Here is a 15,243-nt window from a genome sequence, read left to right on the forward strand (position 1 = left end):
AACAAATCTTGTCGGATAGTATTGGGTAACCGTATTCAGAATGATTGTTGTGCAACTCACTCAGATTATTCTCTATTAACCTGTAATTAACAGTGTGGGTTGATACCAAGGTTTAGCCGTAGGGCAGGAGCATTTTCTGCCAAGAAGGAAACCCGGGATCTTATTATCTCGGGTTTTTTTGTCGGTAAATAAAGGTTGTTTGTCTCAAATTCATCTTGCTTACTGAAACTCTTCTTTGTCTGCCTCTTAATTTTCTGGGGTAGGCTGCTTGCCCTCTCCCGAAAGATGGGGACCTTGGCCGAATAGTGAAAGAACCTTCCGGGTTCGTATTTGTATCAATGTCTTGCGGGCACTCGCCGAGTGGCCTTAGCGCCATTCTTTTATCTGGAACCAGCCAACTTAAACCATACAGGACAGGTGCCTCTATCGATTTGTTGGCAGTGAATCTATTGGAGTAGTAACCATGAATGGGAAGTGGTGGAGAAGCTTGAGGAGCTTCCCTCCGTTAGTTTGGATTATTTTAATTGGCAGTTTTTTTAGCCGTGGAACTTATTTTATGGTCTGGCCTTTCCTGGCCATCCTTCTATTTGAAAAGTTTCACCTCGGCGCGGCTGAAATTGGTTTGATCTTGAGTGCATCTGCCGTTGGTGCTGCTGTGTTGGGCTTCTTTACCGGTGCGCTATCGGATCGCTATGGGCGTCGCAATATGCTATTGCTTGGCTGTATTGTGGGTATTTTTTCCTTTGCCTTGTTGGCTGTGACGCAAACCTTGGCAGGATTTATCTGTGCGATGACCCTGTGTGCGATCGGTCGCGCGGTGTGGGAGCCGCCGGCGAGTGCGCTGATAGGCGACTTAATTGACGATCAAGCCAGCCGTGAATTGGCGCTGCAATTCCGCTACTTCCTGATTAATGTGGGGGCCGCGCTGGGGCCGATTGTGGGTGTCTGGGCCGGTTTGAGTGCGCAGCAATCCACTTTTGGACTCACTTCTCTCAGCTACTTACTCTTAGCCCTGGCCTTTGTTTGGGGTTTTGCCAGAACCGAGAGCGGGCGTTTAGCGAGTAAGCAAAGGGATGCGGGCGTATCTCTGGGAAATACGCTTTCGGTATTGCGCCGTGATCAGGTATTTCTGGTGGTGATTATTGCGAATATTTTAACGCTGTTTATCTATGCGCATATGGATTCAAGCTTGGTGCAATACCTTACCCGCGCTGAAGCGCCGGGATTGGTAGAGCTGATATCCAGTATGATCTTTGTTAATGCGTCGACGATAGTATTACTGCAGTTTCCCATTATGAAGTTAATGGGGCCGCTGGCCATTAACACCCGTATTGTGATTGGGTTGGGTATTTTGTCGATCTCCCAGCTTTGGTATGCCCTAAATCCGGTAGATTGGTTTTGGGGTTGGCTCGGAGCGACTTTTATTTTGAGTCTGGCTGAGGCAATTTTGTTTCCAACCATGAGCATTCAAATTGATCGGTTGGCACCATCCCATTTACGCGGTACCTATTTTGGGGCCTCTTCCTTTTATGCCATTGGCTGGTCGATGGCGCCATTAATTGGTGGAGTGATTATTCAATGGTGGAGTGGCCCGGCCTTATATGGCTTGTTAGTGGCGTTATGTGGAGTTGTGTTCGTGCTCTATCGCCTTACAGAGTATCTGTCTCGCCCTGAGTGGCCTGAGCCTGAGGGAACGGTAGTCGCGGATCGAGTTGCCAATGTCTCCTAGCACGGGATACAGAATTTAAGGGCAAAAAAATACCCCCGCCAATTCGAATTGGCGGGGGTATTTTATATTGTGATCGCCGGGAGATTAGATCTCGGCAGCGAGACGAGAGCCTTGGTCGATAGCGCGCTTGGCATCGAGTTCTGCGGCTTCATCAGCGCCACCAATCAGGTGGGTGGTTACACCGCGCTCTTGCAGAGCTTCGTATAGCTTGCGTGCAGGTTCCTGACCGGCGCAGACAATAATATTGTCGACTTCCAGTACCTTTTCCTCTTCACCAATGCGGATATGCAGGCCTTTATCGTCAATTTTTTCGTAAAGGGCACCGGCAATCATCTCTACCTTGCGATGCTGTAGGCTGCCGCGATGAATCCAGCCGGTGGTTTTACCCAGGCCCGCGCCCACTTTGGTGGTTTTGCGTTGCAATAGGTATACCTGGCGCGGAGAGCTTACTGCTTCGCGAGGCTTCAGGCCGGAGCGATTCTCCAGGGCAATATCGACACCCCATTCATTGAAGAACTCTTCCTTATCGCTGGCGACCACTTCATCTTCTGTGGAGTGGGGGCCATCGTGGGTCAGGTACTCCGCTACATCAAAGCCGATACCGCCGGCTCCGATAATGGCAACCTTCTCGCCAACCGGCTTCTTGTGCTTCAGTACATCCAGGTAACCCAGGACTTTATCGCTCTCAATGCCGGGGATCGGTGGAGTGCGCGGCTCGATACCGGTAGCAATAATCACTTCATCAAAAGATTGCAGATCTTCCGCTGTGGCGATGGTATTAAGTTTTACTTCAACACCGGTGACTTCCAGGCGGCGCTTAAAGTAGCGCAGGGTTTCCTGGAATTCTGCCTTGCCGGGGATCTGCTTGGCGATATTGAACTGGCCACCAATCTTATCGCTGCCTTCGAACAGGGTTACTTCGTGTCCACGCTCTGCGGCAACGGTAGATGCGGCCATGCCTGCAGGGCCGGCGCCGATTACAGCTACCTTCTTCACGTTGTCGGTAGGCAGGTAGTTCAATTCGGTTTCGTGACAAGCGCGGGGGTTTACCAGGCAGGAGGTCAGTTTCAGCTGGAAAGTGTGGTCCAGACACGCTTGGTTACAGCCAATGCAGGTGTTGATCTCGTCGGCGCGGCCTTCGGCGGCTTTGTTGACGAACTCAGAGTCTGCGAGGAAGGGGCGCGCCATGGAGATCATGTCAGCCTGGCCGGAAGACAGAACTTCTTCGGCGACTTCCGGCACATTGATTCGGTTACTGGCAACCACCGGGATAGACAGGTGCTTTTTCACCTTGGCGGTGATATCGGTAAATGCCGCGCGGGGAACATTGGTGGCAATAGTGGGAACGCGCGCTTCGTGCCAGCCGATGCCAGTATTGATAATCGTGGCGCCGGCTTTTTCGATAGCCTGGCCCAGGGCCACTACTTCATCGAAGTCACTGCCATCTTCTACCAGGTCCAACATAGACAGGCGGTAGATAATAATAAAGTTCTCACCGACAGCTTCCCGTACGCGGCGGACGACTTCGATCGGCAGGCGGATACGGTTTTCGAAGGAGCCACCCCATTCATCGGTACGCTTGTTGGTGCGCTTCACGATGAACTGGTTAATAAAGTAACCCTCGGAGCCCATGATCTCCACACCGTCATAGCCGGCTTCGCGAGCCAGGGTGGCGCAGCGTACATAGTCATCGATCTGGCCTTCGATTTCCTCGCTGGTTAATTCGCGCGGGGTGAAGGGGTTGATCGGCGCCTGGATGGGAGAGGGTGCGATCAGATTTTCGTTATAGGCGTAGCGGCCGGTGTGCAGGATCTGCATACAGATCTTGCCGCCCTCAGCGTGAACAGCATCGGTGACTTCGCGGTGCTGCTGGGCTTCTTCCGAAGTGGTCATCTTCGAAGCGCCCTGGAATACGCCACTCTCTTCGTTCGGGGCAATACCACCGGTTACAATCAAGCCAACGCCACCGCGGGCACGTTCGGCAAAAAAGGCCGCCAAACGGGTGAAGCCATTGGGGTGTTCTTCCAGGTTGGTGTGCATGGAGCCCATCAGCACCCGGTTTTTCAGGGTGGTGAAGCCCAGGTCCAGGGGGGCAAGCATATTAGGGTAGGCTTGGGACATGGCAAATTTCTCTTCTTGTAACCTTTAGGGTTCATTTATGTATATGCAAAAAGGTGCATATCGTTGCCCAGCAGGATAACAAGACGGCCCACTGTGAAACAGTGACTTAACCGGTCGAAATCAGTGATCAATTACGGGCCCAGTTTAACCTTGATGCGTCCCATTCTCATCTATAAATAAAGCGTTTTTTGAAGTAGTGGCTATCTCGCTTTCTTTACTCTTCTATCAAGCTTACCAACTTGTTTCGCAGCCATTGATTGGCTGGGTCATCATGTTGATTTTTATGCCAAAGCAGGTGCCAGTCCATTTGTGGTACCTGGAACGGCAGTTCGAATAATCGTGCTGAGTACTGCTGGGCCAGGCTGGCGGGGACGGTCAGTGCCAGGTCAGTTCTTAGGACTACTAAAGGTGCGACCCGGTAATGCTGGACCCGTAGTTTCACATTGCGACGGCGCCCTAATTTGTTCAGGGCGATATCCTCCAGGCCCGGGCCACTGCGACGGCTGGATACATGGATATGCTCCAGCTTCAGATACTGTTCCAGGGTAAGGCTGGCGGAATCCGCCAAGGGGTGATCCTGGCGCAGCATACACAGGTAACGGTCGCTCATCAGCCGCTGTTGTTTGATGTGGGGGGATGTCGGTACGGGAATATCCAGGGCGAAATCCAAGGTGTTGGCGGCTAGCTCCTTAACCAACTGTTCCCTGGGGACCTGGAAAGATTCGACTGCAATACCTGGGGCCTCCTGCTCCAGCACTTCCAGAAGCCTGGGTAAAAGGAAAGTTTCCGCCATATCGTTCATTGAGAGCCGCAAGGTTTTTCTGGCTTCCTGTGGCACAAAATGGCGATGCTCGCTAAGGCTTGCCCCCAGTAGAGAAAGAGCTTCCTGGACTCTCGGCATAATACTTTCAGTCAGTGGCGTCGGCGCCATACCGGTGGGACTGCGAGTGAATAATGGGTCACCTAAAGTGCGACGAAGTCTCGCCAGAGCATTACTGACCGCGGGCTGGGTGATGTGCAATTGCTCAGCGGCACGAGTCAGGTTTCGGGTTGTGTATATCGCCTCCAGTACGGGAAAGAGGTTCATGTCGATTCGCTGTAATTGCATTGCTGCCACCATCATCACTCTCATGAATGATTCAATATTCGCATAATAAACTTTGATGATTCAATTGCGAGGGATAGGGTTGGGAATATCAAAAGGGGAGGGAAATAGGTGGCTGAATTTATTCTGGTACGTCACGGACAGGCTTCATTTGGGGCTGATGACTATGACAATCTCTCCGATACCGGCTGGCAGCAGTCGCGCTGGTTGGGTCAATACTGGCGGGATAAGGGTATTCGTTTCGACCGGCTGCTGTGCGGCAACCTAACCCGGCATCGGCAAACTTTGGACGGTATTTGCGAGGGGTTGGAACTCCCCAGTGAAAATTCTCGCAGCGTACTCCCCCAACTCAATGAGTTTGATTTCCTGGCGGTTGCCAGGCATTACAGCAAGCTATACCCGGATCGGGCACCGGGAGCGGGTGCCAGTCGCGCCGATTTTTATCGATTCCTGAAGCAGGGGATGCTGGCTTGGGCTGCAGGTGAGATCAGTCCACCGGAAACCTGGTCGCATTTTGAAGCCAGAATCGCAGATGCGCTTAAAAACATTTGTGATAGCCCCAAAGGCAGCCGAACCTTGGTTGTTAGTTCGGGCGGTGCCATTGCCATGATGTTGACGCAAATATTGGGCGGCTCAATTTCCACCGTCGCCAATCTCAATATGCAAATCCAAAACACAGCCGTTAGCCGTTTATTTTTCAGTGCAGAAAATATCAGTCTGCACAGTTTCAATCATGTGCCGCACCTGGATCGGGATGGGCGTCACGAACATATCACTTACAGTTGATCGGGCAGGTAGCGATGGAATTTGAATACTCAGACAAGGTAAAAGGACTGCTGGAACGCCTGCAAAATTTTATGCAGGAGTATATCTATCCCGCCGAAGCGATATTTATGCAGCAGTTGCAGGAGGATCGCTGGGGAGAGCCGGCGATTTTGGCAGAATTAAAGATTAAAGCCCGGGAAGCGGAACTCTGGAATCTGTTTTTACCGGATTCCCGTTACGGTGCCGGGCTCAATAACCTGGAGTATGCGCCCCTGGCTGAGGAAATGGGGAAAGTGCTTTTTGCATCGGAGGTATTTAATTGTAATGCCCCGGATACCGGCAATATGGAAGTTTTGGCTCAGTACGGTTCTGAGGCCCAGCGGGAACAATGGTTAACTCCGCTTCTGGATGGAAAAATTCGCTCTGCCTTTGCTATGACCGAGCCCCGGGTTGCCTCCTCCGATGCCACTAATATTGAAACGTCGATTACCCGCGATGGCGACAGTTACGTTATTAACGGCCACAAGTTTTATATCAGTGGCCTGATGAATAAACGCTGTAAAGTGATGATCGTGATGGGTAAGACCGACCCGGAAAATCCCAATCGTCACCAGCAGCAATCGCAAATCCTGGTACCCACCGATACGCCTGGAGTCAAAATAGTTCGCCCGATGACGGTATTCGGTTATGACGATGCACCGGAAGGGCATGCTGAGGTGATTTTTGAAAATGTCCGGGTGCCCACAAGCCATTTAATTCTTGGAGAGGGGCGCGGTTTTGAAATTGCCCAGGGACGCTTGGGGCCGGGCAGGATACACCACTGTATGCGGTTAATTGGCCAGGCTCAAAGAGCGCTGGAAATGATGTCGGCACGCGCGGAGCAGCGCATTGTTTTTGGTCGCTCGATGAGCAAGCAGGGATCGGTGCGGGAAGATATTGCCAAATCCGCCTGCGAAATTGAGCAGGCACGCCTGCTGACTCTGAAGGCCGCAGCGCAAATGGATCGGTTGGGTAATAAGGCGGCCAAAGATTTAATCGCGATGATAAAAATTGTCGCGCCACAGATGGCTTGTAAGGTGATAGATCGCGCCATACAGATTCACGGCGCCGCAGGATTGGGGCAGGATTACAGTCTCGCCCATCACTATGCCTATGCTCGGACCATCCGTCTGGCGGATGGCCCCGATCAAGTTCATATGATGCAGTTGGGCAGAAATCTGGCTGCTCACTACGCCGCCGCGGAAAATCATGGAGGACTCAGTGACTGAGACGGTAAACAATTTGCGCAGCTCTGTGGAAGAACTGCCTGTTGAGCGACTGCAAGAATATTTGTCCGGCAAAGTCGACGGTTTCAATGGGCCTGTAACGGTCACCAAATTTCCCGGTGGCCAGTCTAACCCCACTTTCAAGCTGCAAACCCCGGCGCGATCTTATGTTTTACGGCGCCAGCCTCCGGGCAAGTTATTGAAATCTGCCCATGCCGTAGATCGGGAGTACCGGGTAATGTCGGCACTCGCCGATACCAATGTGCCGGTGCCCAAGGTATTGCACCTCTGTGAGGACCGGGACCTGATCGGTTCTATGTTTTATTTAATGGAATATTGTGAGGGTCGGATATTCTGGAATGCGGCACTGCCGGAAGTTGACGCCGAGCAGCGCAGCGCTATGTACGATGAAATGAATCGTGTACTGGCGGCCATGCACAGTTTGGATATTAATGCCGTCGGTCTTTCGGATTACGGCCGACCAGGTAATTACTTCCAGCGGCAGCTGGACCGCTGGAGCACTCAATATCGAGCCTCTGAGCTGGAGCCCATTGCCGCGATGGATGAGTTGATGGCCTGGTTGGGTGACGTTTTACCGGATGATGATGGGCGTATCGCATTGGTGCACGGTGATTACCGGCTGGACAATATGATTTTCCATCCCCAGGAGCCCAAGGTCATAGCGCTTTTGGATTGGGAACTTTCCACACTGGGACATCCCTATGCCGATCTCGCTTACCAGTGTATGCAAATGCGAATGCCCGCCGGCAAAGACAAAATGTCTGGCCTATTAGGCTTGGATATAAAGGCCCTGGGCATCCCCTCCGAAAATCAGTATGTGGCCAAATACTGCCAGCGAATGGGTATTGATGGGATTGATAATTGGCCGTTTTATTTGGCATTTAGCTTCTTTCGCCTGGCAGCGATTGTTCAGGGGGTGGTCAAGCGTGCAAAAGACGGCAATGCCTCCAATAAAAATGCGGCAAAACTGGGAGCCCTGGTAGAACCCCTCGCACAAGCTGCATTGGATATCGCTGCTAATGGTTAACTTCTGAAATTATAAGGATAAGAAATGGCAAAGAATATTTTTGATCTCACGGGAAAAATTGCCCTGGTAACTGGTGCCAGTCGGGGTATTGGTGAGGCCATCGCAAAACTTTTGGCTGAGCAGGGTGCCCATGTTTTGGTTTCCAGCAGAAAAATCGAGGGATGTCAGGCCGTAGCCGATGCAATTGTGGATGCCGGTGGCTGTGCCGATGCGATCCCTTGCCATATTGGCAATATGGATAATATCCAGCAGGTTATCGGCGATATTCGCGAGCGATTTGGTCGCTTGGATATTTTGGTCAACAATGCGGCGACTAATCCCTATTTTGGTCATATTCTGGATACTGATTTAGCGGCCTTTGAAAAGACGGTAGAGGTCAATATACGCGGTTATTTCTTTATGTCGGTAGAAGCCGGCAAATTGATGCGAGAGCAGGGTGGTGGCGTTATTGTAAATACCGCCTCAGTGAATGCCTTGCAGCCAGGTGTTGGGCAGGGTATTTACTCAATTACCAAGGCGGCGGTGGTCAATATGACCAAGGCGTTTGCCAAGGAGTGTGCGCAATTTAATATCCGGGTGAATGCTTTACTACCAGGGCTTACAAAAACCAAATTCGCCGGGGCATTGTTTTCCCACGAGGATATTTATAAGACCGCTGTCGGCCATATTCCCATGCACCGCCATGCGGAGCCAGAAGAGATGGCGGGTACCGTTTTGTATCTGGTCTCCGATGCTTCCAGTTATACGACTGGAGAATGTGTCGTTGTGGATGGTGGTTTGACTTCTTGTGGGGGGATTTAACCATGCATGATCCAATACTCGATTTTAGTGATAAAGTCGCATTGATTACCGGTGCTGCCAGTGGATTTGGAAAATTACTGGCCCAGGAACTTGGTTCTCGGGGCGCTCGTTTGGTATTGGGAGATATCAATGAAGAGGCCTTGATGCAGTTGGCGGACAAACTGGGAAGCCAAAATATTGCTGTGCGCGCCCAGCGCTGTGATGTTTCCCAAGAGCCTGATTGCGCTGCACTTGCTCAACTGGCCCAGTCAGAATTTGGACAGCTGGATATTGCTGTTAACAATGCCGGCATCGCGCCTCCGATGATGTCTCTCAAGCAGACAGATGAGGCCATGATGGACCTTCAGTACAACGTTAACCTGAAGGGTGTTTTCCTGGGGCTTAAACACCAGTTGCCCCTGTTGAAAGACACTGGAGGGGTTGTGCTCAACGTTTCCTCTATGGCGGGTCTGGGTGGTGCCCCCAAGATCGCCTCCTACGCAGCGGCAAAACATGGCGTTATTGGCCTGACCAAAACGGCAGCGATGGAAAATGCCAAGTACGGTATCCGTGTGAATGCGATTTGCCCCTTCTATTGCCTGACTCCGATGGTTACCGATATTGCAACGGAAGATGCCTGCCCTGAACAAGTACAGGCGTTTCTCGCCGAAGGGTGCCCGATGAAACGCTTGGGTAAGCCAGAAGAGGTGGTAGCGGCGATGTTGATGCTGGTTTCCCCAAAAATGACTTACATTACTGGGCAGGCACTGGCGGTAGATGGTGGCTTGTCGGCCTACTGAGTAAGGAGCCTCTGGATAACCCTGGAATATATCTGCAGGCCTACGAGGCATCGCAGCGTTGTTCAGAGGCCTGATCAATAACTGGAATGAAAATCGAAAGGGAGCCTTCGATGCCTGTAGAGATTTCACCTGATAACCTCAATCAGTACATTGGTTTTGAAACAGAGCCCACTGCCTGGTTTGAGATTGACCAGCAACGAGTTGACAGTTTTGCTGAGTGCACCTTGGATCGACAGTTCATCCATGTAGACCCGGAGGCAGCTGCTAAAACTCCCTTTGGAGGGACGGTTGCCCATGGCTTTCTCTCCTTGTCACTACTGCCATATTTTGTAGGATCCTTGCAGATAACGGTCGCGGGTGCCTATATGGGGGTGAATTATGGATTGGATAAAGTCCGCTTTATCAGCCCGGTAAAGACAGGTAGTCGGGTACGCGTCTCTGGGAAAATACTGGATATTACGGAGAAGAGAGAGTCTCAGTATCAAATTAGGCTGATGGTGACAATGGAAATAGAGGGAGAGGCGAAGCCCGCTTTAGTTGCAGAGTGGATTTTCCTGCAGATTACCTAGTAGGAGTAGTAGAAGTCTTGGCCACCACTTTTATAAGTCGTAATGGAAAGTGGTGTCTGCGATTTGTTTGAGAGCTATTTAAGATGAGTTTATATAAGTGGTTCTTCTTTAAGAATATTGAGGCCCATGCGAACAATATTTAGGTGAGAAGCGGAAATACCTTTTTTAAAATAATCGCCCGTAAGGTTAAACTGTTGAACCTCAATAAATGGTGAGGATAAGGTACATCCCCAGTAGGGGTTTATACCCCACCAGCCATATTTTCCGGCGGTTCTGGGGTTTCTTTGAAAGAAGTTGTAAGCCTTTTTGATATTGTTATATTTGAGCTTGAATTTTCTTTTGTCATTTATGCTGTGGGCATCAAATATCACTAGGCATTGTATAGAGATGCCTTGGCGACCAAGTGCGTTTGCGATTTTTATTGCGGTATTTCCCCCTCTACTGTAGCCAAACAGTATTGCTGTTTTATTGCGTGAAATCCCATTTTTAAGGTAGCGATAAATAGTAAGCTTTCTTGTATGGGAGAATATCCGCCCGTCAAGTTGGTTGATCACTGACTTAAGTACCGGATTTTCTCCGGCAGAAGGGCCACCGGCACCGTAGATGCCCGCCACAATATAATGGCTAAGTTGGGACTGTATAGGGAGTGAGAATTCGAATTGGCCGCTTGAACTTGATATCAGTTGTTTCTAGCTCCTTGAAGCCGTACTCGATAAAATCCGACAGTGACGCTTAGCGCTTTTACGCAATTCATCTGGCAGGGGCTCTTCACTTTCACTCTGCTGTTCTGCCCGCCAGTAATGGCACAATGCAACATACTCGCCACTATTTACCTGATTGCGCAGTGCGAGCCAAGGGTCTGGTTTAGGGATAATTGGTGCTGCAGTTTCTTTCCAGTCCCTTAAAACCGGTTCGTATGAATGCTGCTCTTCGGGGCCTGCTTTGTGTGTGAAGGCGCCCAAGTGCTGTGCTGGGTGTACTAGCAGCAATAGGGCAGTTACTACACTGCAGCTCACGGTTGCCCGAGATAGCAGGTGATTGATATTTACTTTTGGCTTATACGCTTGGGCTGTTTTATATAGATCGTCATCCAGCTGTTGAGGGGAAGTCAACGTTTCGGCTTCTTTAAAATATTGATTTTCCCAATTGCTCATATCACTAACTCAATTACTCTTCGATAATTTCTACTTGCCAGGGTTTTCTCTCTGATCCATAAATAGCGTCATCCAGAGATGATCGTGCGCGATGATATAGGGTTCGGCACTTGTTCAGTGAGAGTTGCTCAATATCCGCCACTGTTGCCAGTGGTAGTTTGCACTCTATATGCAGTAATAAAACATTACGCAGCTGTGAAGGTAATTTTTGGATCGCCGCGAGAATTCTGTTCTGCTGAGGGGGTTCTTGTGCGTGTGTCTTAGAGCTATTGAACTCCTCGTGCCTGAGTAATTTGTTGACCTGAATAAAAAGCCAACTCTTCAGCATGCGCCCATGTAGTTCTGGAGGATTCTCCAAAATGCCACGCCAGAGTTTTTGCAAGAGCAAAGTAGTTGAAGATGGTGCCATTTGTATGCAGTAGCGATAGAGGGAATCTTTGTGACGACTGTAGAGCAGACGGAAAACAGTCGGTTTCCGCGACTCCTTGTAATATTGGAATAGCGCTTCGTCAGATAGGTGGCGTAATTCTTTGCGAGACAATGTCTTTAGCCTCCGTACGCAAATTATCCGGCCTCGTACCGCTGGTCGAGTATGGGTTTATGCGGCGTCAATAAAGAAGATTGTAGTATGCTTCTGCGTCGTAAATATTCTCCGGCCAGTATTTATAATTTCAGCCGATGTCACTGCGCGACAGACACTAATCTTCGAGCTTGCGAAGTATAGTTGCCTCTGGTTTGGTGGGTGGTTGCTCGGGTAACGGCCAACGCCAGATTTATTGATAGATGATGGTGCGCCTTAATAAAGAGTTAGGCGTCAAAAAATGGTTTTTTCCGGCAGGGGCAATGGTAATTGAATGGGTCCCTGCCCCGCGCGCAGGTCTGTGAGACGCAAGCCTACCCCGAGAAGACGAATAGGCGCAGGACGCTTATCACGACACTCTTGCAACAGCTGACGAAATTCAGAAATTCGCCCAGCGCGGCTGCTGCGCTCGTGAGTACTGGTAGTAAAGTCCGCGTACTTTACTTTAACGGTGGCACCGTTTACCTCGTAGCGATCGCCGAGTTTTTCCAGGCGTTCCAACAGGCGCATATAGAGCTCTGTCAGTTGTTCCAGCCACTCCTCATAACTGGACAAGTCCTCTCGAAAAGTTCGCTCGACACTAACACTCTTGCGTGATCCATCACCACTGACCGGGCGATCATCAATGCCACGACAGAGGTCGTAAAGGCGGCGGCCAAATTTCCCAAATTTCTTGCTCAATTCAATTTGTGAAAAATTGCGTAAATCCGCACAGGTGCGAATGCCCTGGCGATGCATTTTCTCTGCGGTTACTCGCCCCACACCGTGTATTTTGTTGATCGGCAGGCGCAAAACAAATTGATCGACTTCGTCTGGGGTAACGACCGTTAATCCGTCGGGCTTCTGCCAGTCACTGGCAATTTTGGCCAGGAATTTATTCGGGGCGACTCCGGCTGAAATTGTGATACCGAGATTATCCCGCACCCTCTGCCGGATCTCTTCTGCAATCAAGGTGGCGCTGCCGTGGCACCGACCGCTGTCGGTGACATCCAGGAAGGCTTCGTCCAGGGATAGGGGCTCAATATCGTCACAGTAATCGAGGAAAATCTCTCGTATCTGTCCGCTGACCTCCCGGTACTTGGCCATATTGCCGGGTACTACAATCAAATCAGGGCACAGTTTCTTGGCTTGGGCGGTAGGCATTGCGGAGCGAACTCCATAGCTGCGCGCTTCATAGTTGCAGGTAGAGATCACTCCTCGTCGGTTGCTACTGCCACCAACGGCCAGGGGGCGTCCACGGAGATTGGGATCGTCACGCATTTCGACCGAGGCGTAGAAGCAATCACAATCACAGTGGATGATCTTTCTCATGCTGTGATTATATACAGTGTTGTATAGTGCCAGGAAGTAATTTATGCCACCCGGACACCCGGCGAAGATAGGTAGGTGAATAATGAGCAGTATTCCGTTGGTAGATTGCCCAACTTCCGATGATGTAGCCAAGGTGTTTGATGAAATTCAGGATGAATTGGGGGGAATCCCCAGTCTGTTCCGGATCTACGCTCAGCACCCGGGGCTGTTGGAGGCAAACTGGGATAAATTTAAAGCTGTGATGATACACGGTTGCCTGTCGGCTCAACTAAAAGAGGCGATTGGCCTGGCGGTCTCTGCTGATAATCACTGTGACTATGGTATCTACCACCACTGCATGTCTCTCGAGATGCTCGGGGTGGAAACGGATGAAGTGATGCGTATTCGCACTGATCCCAAGCATGTACATTTTTCCGAAAAAGAGCATGCGCTGTTTGACTTGGCGCGGAATGCAAATAGCGCGCCGGACGACCACCGACAGCACTTGATAGCCTCTGCGCGAAAGCTGGGTGCCGGCGATGATGAGATTTTGGAAGCCTTGGGCGTAATGGAGATGGTGCTGGGGGCCAATCACATCGCTGAGGTGCTCAGCCTGGACCCCACAAGAGTGCCCCACAAGAAATAATGACGGCAATTTACTGAACAGGCAGTACTACCTGGGCCTGCCGAATATCAGTGCCAGTACAAACATCACAATGAAAATAAAGAAGAGAATCTTGGCTATTTCAGTTGCGGTAGAGGCGATGCCACTGAAGCCAAAGAAAGCGGCGATCAATGCAATGACCAGGAAAGTGACAGCCCAGCGCAACATAAGAAGCTCCCGAAGCAGTGGAGGGAGCTTCAGGCTCCCGCTCCGCTAATTGATAGAGTCCTGTTTCACAGATTCCAAATGGTCACCTGCTTTAATCAGGGTTAATTGCTCCAGTGTGGCAAACTGGAAGCCCTTTTGCCTGAGTTGTGCCGTAATCAGGGGCAACGCCTCCATTACCTGATGGTGCTGGCCGTGCATTGGGTGCAGCAAAACCACACTCCCATCTCTGGCCTTTTTGGATACGTAGTCTGCTGCGGCCTGGGGACCACCGGTTTGCAGGTGCTCAGAGGGGTCTATATCCCAACGGGCGATTGTGAACTGATGATTATCCAGTAGTGCGCCCAGCTCTTCAGATACCTTTCCATGTGGCGGTAGGAACATGGGCTTATTGGTATAGCCATTGCTCTGCAGCAGTCGGCAGGTTTTTTTAATCTCCTCCCTGGCGTTGCTCAAGGGCATTTCGGCAAGGTTCATATGAGAATAACCGTGGTTGCCCAACTGGTGCCCAGCCTGAATGATCGCCTGAGTCTGTGTGGGGAATCTCTCCATATCCTGCCCTGTGGGGAAGAAAGTGGCAGTAACTTGCAGGGAATCGAGCCGTTTCAGCAGGGGTTCGGTTTTATCGGGTGAGGGCCCCTCATCAAAAATAAGTGCGACCCATTTATTCTTTCCCGGTGTCGCTTGAGTCATGGCTGAAAAGATAAGAAACCAAGCGCAAATAGCAGTCATTATTATTTTCATTTTTATGTTCCTGCTGATATAAAAAAAGCCGTCAATGACGGCTTTTTTTGAATTTCTCTAGCGTTCCAGCTGGTCCAGCTTGCCCTTTTTGCCATCCCACTCCTCGGCATCCGGCAGCGGGTCTTTCTTCTCGGTAATATTGGGCCAGACCTCGGCGAGTTCTGCGTTCAACTCGATAAACTCCTGCTGATCGTCTGGAACCTCATCCTCCGAGAAAATTGCGTTGGCGGGGCACTCCGGCTCACACAAGGCGCAGTCGATACACTCGTCTGGATGAATTACCAGGAAGTTGGGGCCTTCGTAAAAACAGTCTACCGGGCAAACCTCTACACAGTCGGTGTATTTACACTTAATGCAGTTTTCCCCAATTACGAATGTCATGTTTGTCCCTCGATAGTGCCACTGAATTCTTCGTGCAGCGGATTTTATCAATTACTGGCGCGAATTGTAGTGGCTTTTCAGTC

17 protein-coding genes are annotated in these 15,243 nt (G+C 50.6%); 8 read left to right on the plus strand and 9 right to left on the minus strand.

What is annotated here, in order from left to right; genetic code table 11:
- Positions 1-463: 463 nt before the first annotated feature.
- Positions 464-1,729 (plus strand): MFS transporter, encoded by a 1,266-nt coding sequence (locus tag BTJ40_RS06525; protein WP_108732328.1) that lies wholly within the window; start codon positions 464-466, stop codon positions 1,727-1,729.
- Between the two features lie 84 nt (positions 1,730-1,813).
- Here BTJ40_RS06525 and BTJ40_RS06530 read toward each other — a convergent pair whose 3' ends face one another.
- Both BTJ40_RS06530 and BTJ40_RS06535 read right to left on the minus strand, forming a co-directional pair.
- Positions 1,814-3,850: an NADPH-dependent 2,4-dienoyl-CoA reductase gene (locus BTJ40_RS06530; protein ID WP_108732329.1), complete on the minus strand. Its 2,037-nt coding sequence runs from the start codon at positions 3,848-3,850 to the stop codon at positions 1,814-1,816.
- A gap of 214 nt (positions 3,851-4,064) precedes the next feature.
- Entirely contained in the window at positions 4,065-4,958 is an 894-nt protein-coding gene (locus BTJ40_RS06535; protein WP_108735198.1) for a LysR family transcriptional regulator, read from the minus strand.
- Between the two features lie 108 nt (positions 4,959-5,066).
- On the opposite strand from BTJ40_RS06535, the gene BTJ40_RS06540 reads away from it, so the two are divergent.
- The 6 genes from BTJ40_RS06540 (at position 5,067) to BTJ40_RS06565 (ending at position 10,182) form a co-directional block, all read left to right on the plus strand.
- Positions 5,067-5,741 carry a histidine phosphatase family protein gene (locus BTJ40_RS06540; protein WP_108732330.1) on the plus strand — a complete coding sequence of 225 codons (675 nt, stop codon included), beginning with the start codon at positions 5,067-5,069 and terminating at the stop codon, positions 5,739-5,741.
- A 14-nt stretch (positions 5,742-5,755) separates the two neighbouring features.
- On the plus strand, positions 5,756-6,988 hold the full coding sequence (locus tag BTJ40_RS06545; RefSeq protein WP_108732331.1) for an acyl-CoA dehydrogenase family protein: 1,233 nt from the start codon (positions 5,756-5,758) through the stop codon (positions 6,986-6,988).
- Positions 6,981-8,033, plus strand: a complete 1,053-nt coding sequence (locus BTJ40_RS06550) for a phosphotransferase (protein ID WP_238152153.1) — start codon at positions 6,981-6,983, stop codon at positions 8,031-8,033. Before BTJ40_RS06545 ends, BTJ40_RS06550 begins: the two co-directional genes overlap by 8 nt.
- A 24-nt stretch (positions 8,034-8,057) precedes the next feature.
- Positions 8,058-8,834 (plus strand): SDR family oxidoreductase, encoded by a 777-nt coding sequence (locus tag BTJ40_RS06555; protein WP_108732333.1) that lies wholly within the window; start codon positions 8,058-8,060, stop codon positions 8,832-8,834.
- Positions 8,835-8,836: 2 nt separating this feature from the next.
- A complete protein-coding gene (locus tag BTJ40_RS06560) occupies positions 8,837-9,613 on the plus strand; it encodes an SDR family NAD(P)-dependent oxidoreductase (protein ID WP_108732334.1) in 777 nt (258 codons plus the stop codon).
- A 110-nt stretch (positions 9,614-9,723) separates the two neighbouring features.
- Positions 9,724-10,182: a MaoC family dehydratase gene (locus BTJ40_RS06565; protein ID WP_108735199.1), complete on the plus strand. Its 459-nt coding sequence runs from the start codon at positions 9,724-9,726 to the stop codon at positions 10,180-10,182.
- Between the two features lie 89 nt (positions 10,183-10,271).
- On the opposite strand, the gene BTJ40_RS06570 is transcribed toward BTJ40_RS06565, so the two are convergent.
- The 4 genes from BTJ40_RS06570 to dinB all read right to left on the minus strand — a co-directional run bounded on the left by BTJ40_RS06570 (position 10,272) and on the right by dinB (position 13,227).
- Positions 10,272-10,796 (minus strand): hypothetical protein, encoded by a 525-nt coding sequence (locus tag BTJ40_RS06570; RefSeq protein ID WP_108732335.1) that lies wholly within the window; start codon positions 10,794-10,796, stop codon positions 10,272-10,274.
- Positions 10,797-10,871: 75 nt separating this feature from the next.
- Positions 10,872-11,336 carry a hypothetical protein gene (locus tag BTJ40_RS06575; RefSeq protein ID WP_108732336.1) on the minus strand — a complete coding sequence of 155 codons (465 nt, stop codon included), beginning with the start codon at positions 11,334-11,336 and terminating at the stop codon, positions 10,872-10,874.
- A gap of 13 nt (positions 11,337-11,349) precedes the next feature.
- The gene (locus tag BTJ40_RS06580; RefSeq protein ID WP_108732337.1) at positions 11,350-11,877 is read right to left on the minus strand and encodes an RNA polymerase sigma factor; all 528 of its coding nucleotides are present in this window, start codon (positions 11,875-11,877) and stop codon (positions 11,350-11,352) included.
- Positions 11,878-12,150: 273 nt separating this feature from the next.
- The gene (dinB, locus tag BTJ40_RS06585; protein ID WP_108732338.1) at positions 12,151-13,227 is read right to left on the minus strand and encodes a DNA polymerase IV; all 1,077 of its coding nucleotides are present in this window, start codon (positions 13,225-13,227) and stop codon (positions 12,151-12,153) included.
- A gap of 82 nt (positions 13,228-13,309) precedes the next feature.
- Between dinB and BTJ40_RS06590 the strand changes: the two genes are divergently transcribed.
- The gene (locus BTJ40_RS06590; protein ID WP_108732339.1) at positions 13,310-13,852 is read left to right on the plus strand and encodes a carboxymuconolactone decarboxylase family protein; all 543 of its coding nucleotides are present in this window, start codon (positions 13,310-13,312) and stop codon (positions 13,850-13,852) included.
- A gap of 27 nt (positions 13,853-13,879) precedes the next feature.
- Here BTJ40_RS06590 and BTJ40_RS06595 read toward each other — a convergent pair whose 3' ends face one another.
- From BTJ40_RS06595 to fdxA, 3 genes are read right to left on the minus strand one after another with little or no spacing between them, the layout of a single operon-like run.
- Complete coding sequence (locus BTJ40_RS06595; RefSeq protein ID WP_108732340.1) at positions 13,880-14,038, minus strand: DUF1328 domain-containing protein; 159 nt, start codon at positions 14,036-14,038, stop codon at positions 13,880-13,882.
- Between the two features lie 45 nt (positions 14,039-14,083).
- The gene (locus BTJ40_RS06600) at positions 14,084-14,779 is read right to left on the minus strand and encodes a polysaccharide deacetylase family protein (RefSeq protein WP_108732341.1); all 696 of its coding nucleotides are present in this window, start codon (positions 14,777-14,779) and stop codon (positions 14,084-14,086) included.
- A 57-nt stretch (positions 14,780-14,836) separates the two neighbouring features.
- Entirely contained in the window at positions 14,837-15,160 is a 324-nt protein-coding gene (fdxA, locus tag BTJ40_RS06605; protein ID WP_108732342.1) for a ferredoxin FdxA, read from the minus strand.
- Positions 15,161-15,243: the final 83 nt, after the last annotated feature.

It is taken from the genome of Microbulbifer sp. A4B17 (assembly GCF_003076275.1).
Classification (GTDB): domain Bacteria; phylum Pseudomonadota; class Gammaproteobacteria; order Pseudomonadales; family Cellvibrionaceae; genus Microbulbifer.

Bases quoted from the DNA above. Each gene is read 5' to 3' on its own strand.
- BTJ40_RS06575 (WP_108732336.1), bottom strand. From the start codon at position 11,336: ATGAGCAATTGGGAAAATCAATATTTTAAAGAAGCCGAAACGTTGACT.
- BTJ40_RS06535 (WP_108735198.1), bottom strand. From the start codon at position 4,958: ATGCAATTACAGCGAATCGACATGAACCTCTTTCCCGTACTGGAGGCG.
- BTJ40_RS06555 (WP_108732333.1), top strand. From the start codon at position 8,058: ATGGCAAAGAATATTTTTGATCTCACGGGAAAAATTGCCCTGGTAACT.
- BTJ40_RS06525 (WP_108732328.1), top strand. From the start codon at position 464: ATGAATGGGAAGTGGTGGAGAAGCTTGAGGAGCTTCCCTCCGTTAGTT.
- BTJ40_RS06530 (WP_108732329.1), bottom strand. From the start codon at position 3,850: ATGTCCCAAGCCTACCCTAATATGCTTGCCCCCCTGGACCTGGGCTTC.
- BTJ40_RS06595 (WP_108732340.1), bottom strand. From the start codon at position 14,038: ATGTTGCGCTGGGCTGTCACTTTCCTGGTCATTGCATTGATCGCCGCT.
- fdxA (WP_108732342.1), bottom strand. From the start codon at position 15,160: ATGACATTCGTAATTGGGGAAAACTGCATTAAGTGTAAATACACCGAC.
- BTJ40_RS06600 (WP_108732341.1), bottom strand. From the start codon at position 14,779: ATGAAAATAATAATGACTGCTATTTGCGCTTGGTTTCTTATCTTTTCA.
- BTJ40_RS06560 (WP_108732334.1), top strand. From the start codon at position 8,837: ATGCATGATCCAATACTCGATTTTAGTGATAAAGTCGCATTGATTACC.
- BTJ40_RS06545 (WP_108732331.1), top strand. From the start codon at position 5,756: ATGGAATTTGAATACTCAGACAAGGTAAAAGGACTGCTGGAACGCCTG.
- BTJ40_RS06565 (WP_108735199.1), top strand. From the start codon at position 9,724: ATGCCTGTAGAGATTTCACCTGATAACCTCAATCAGTACATTGGTTTT.
- dinB (WP_108732338.1), bottom strand. From the start codon at position 13,227: ATGAGAAAGATCATCCACTGTGATTGTGATTGCTTCTACGCCTCGGTC.
- BTJ40_RS06590 (WP_108732339.1), top strand. From the start codon at position 13,310: ATGAGCAGTATTCCGTTGGTAGATTGCCCAACTTCCGATGATGTAGCC.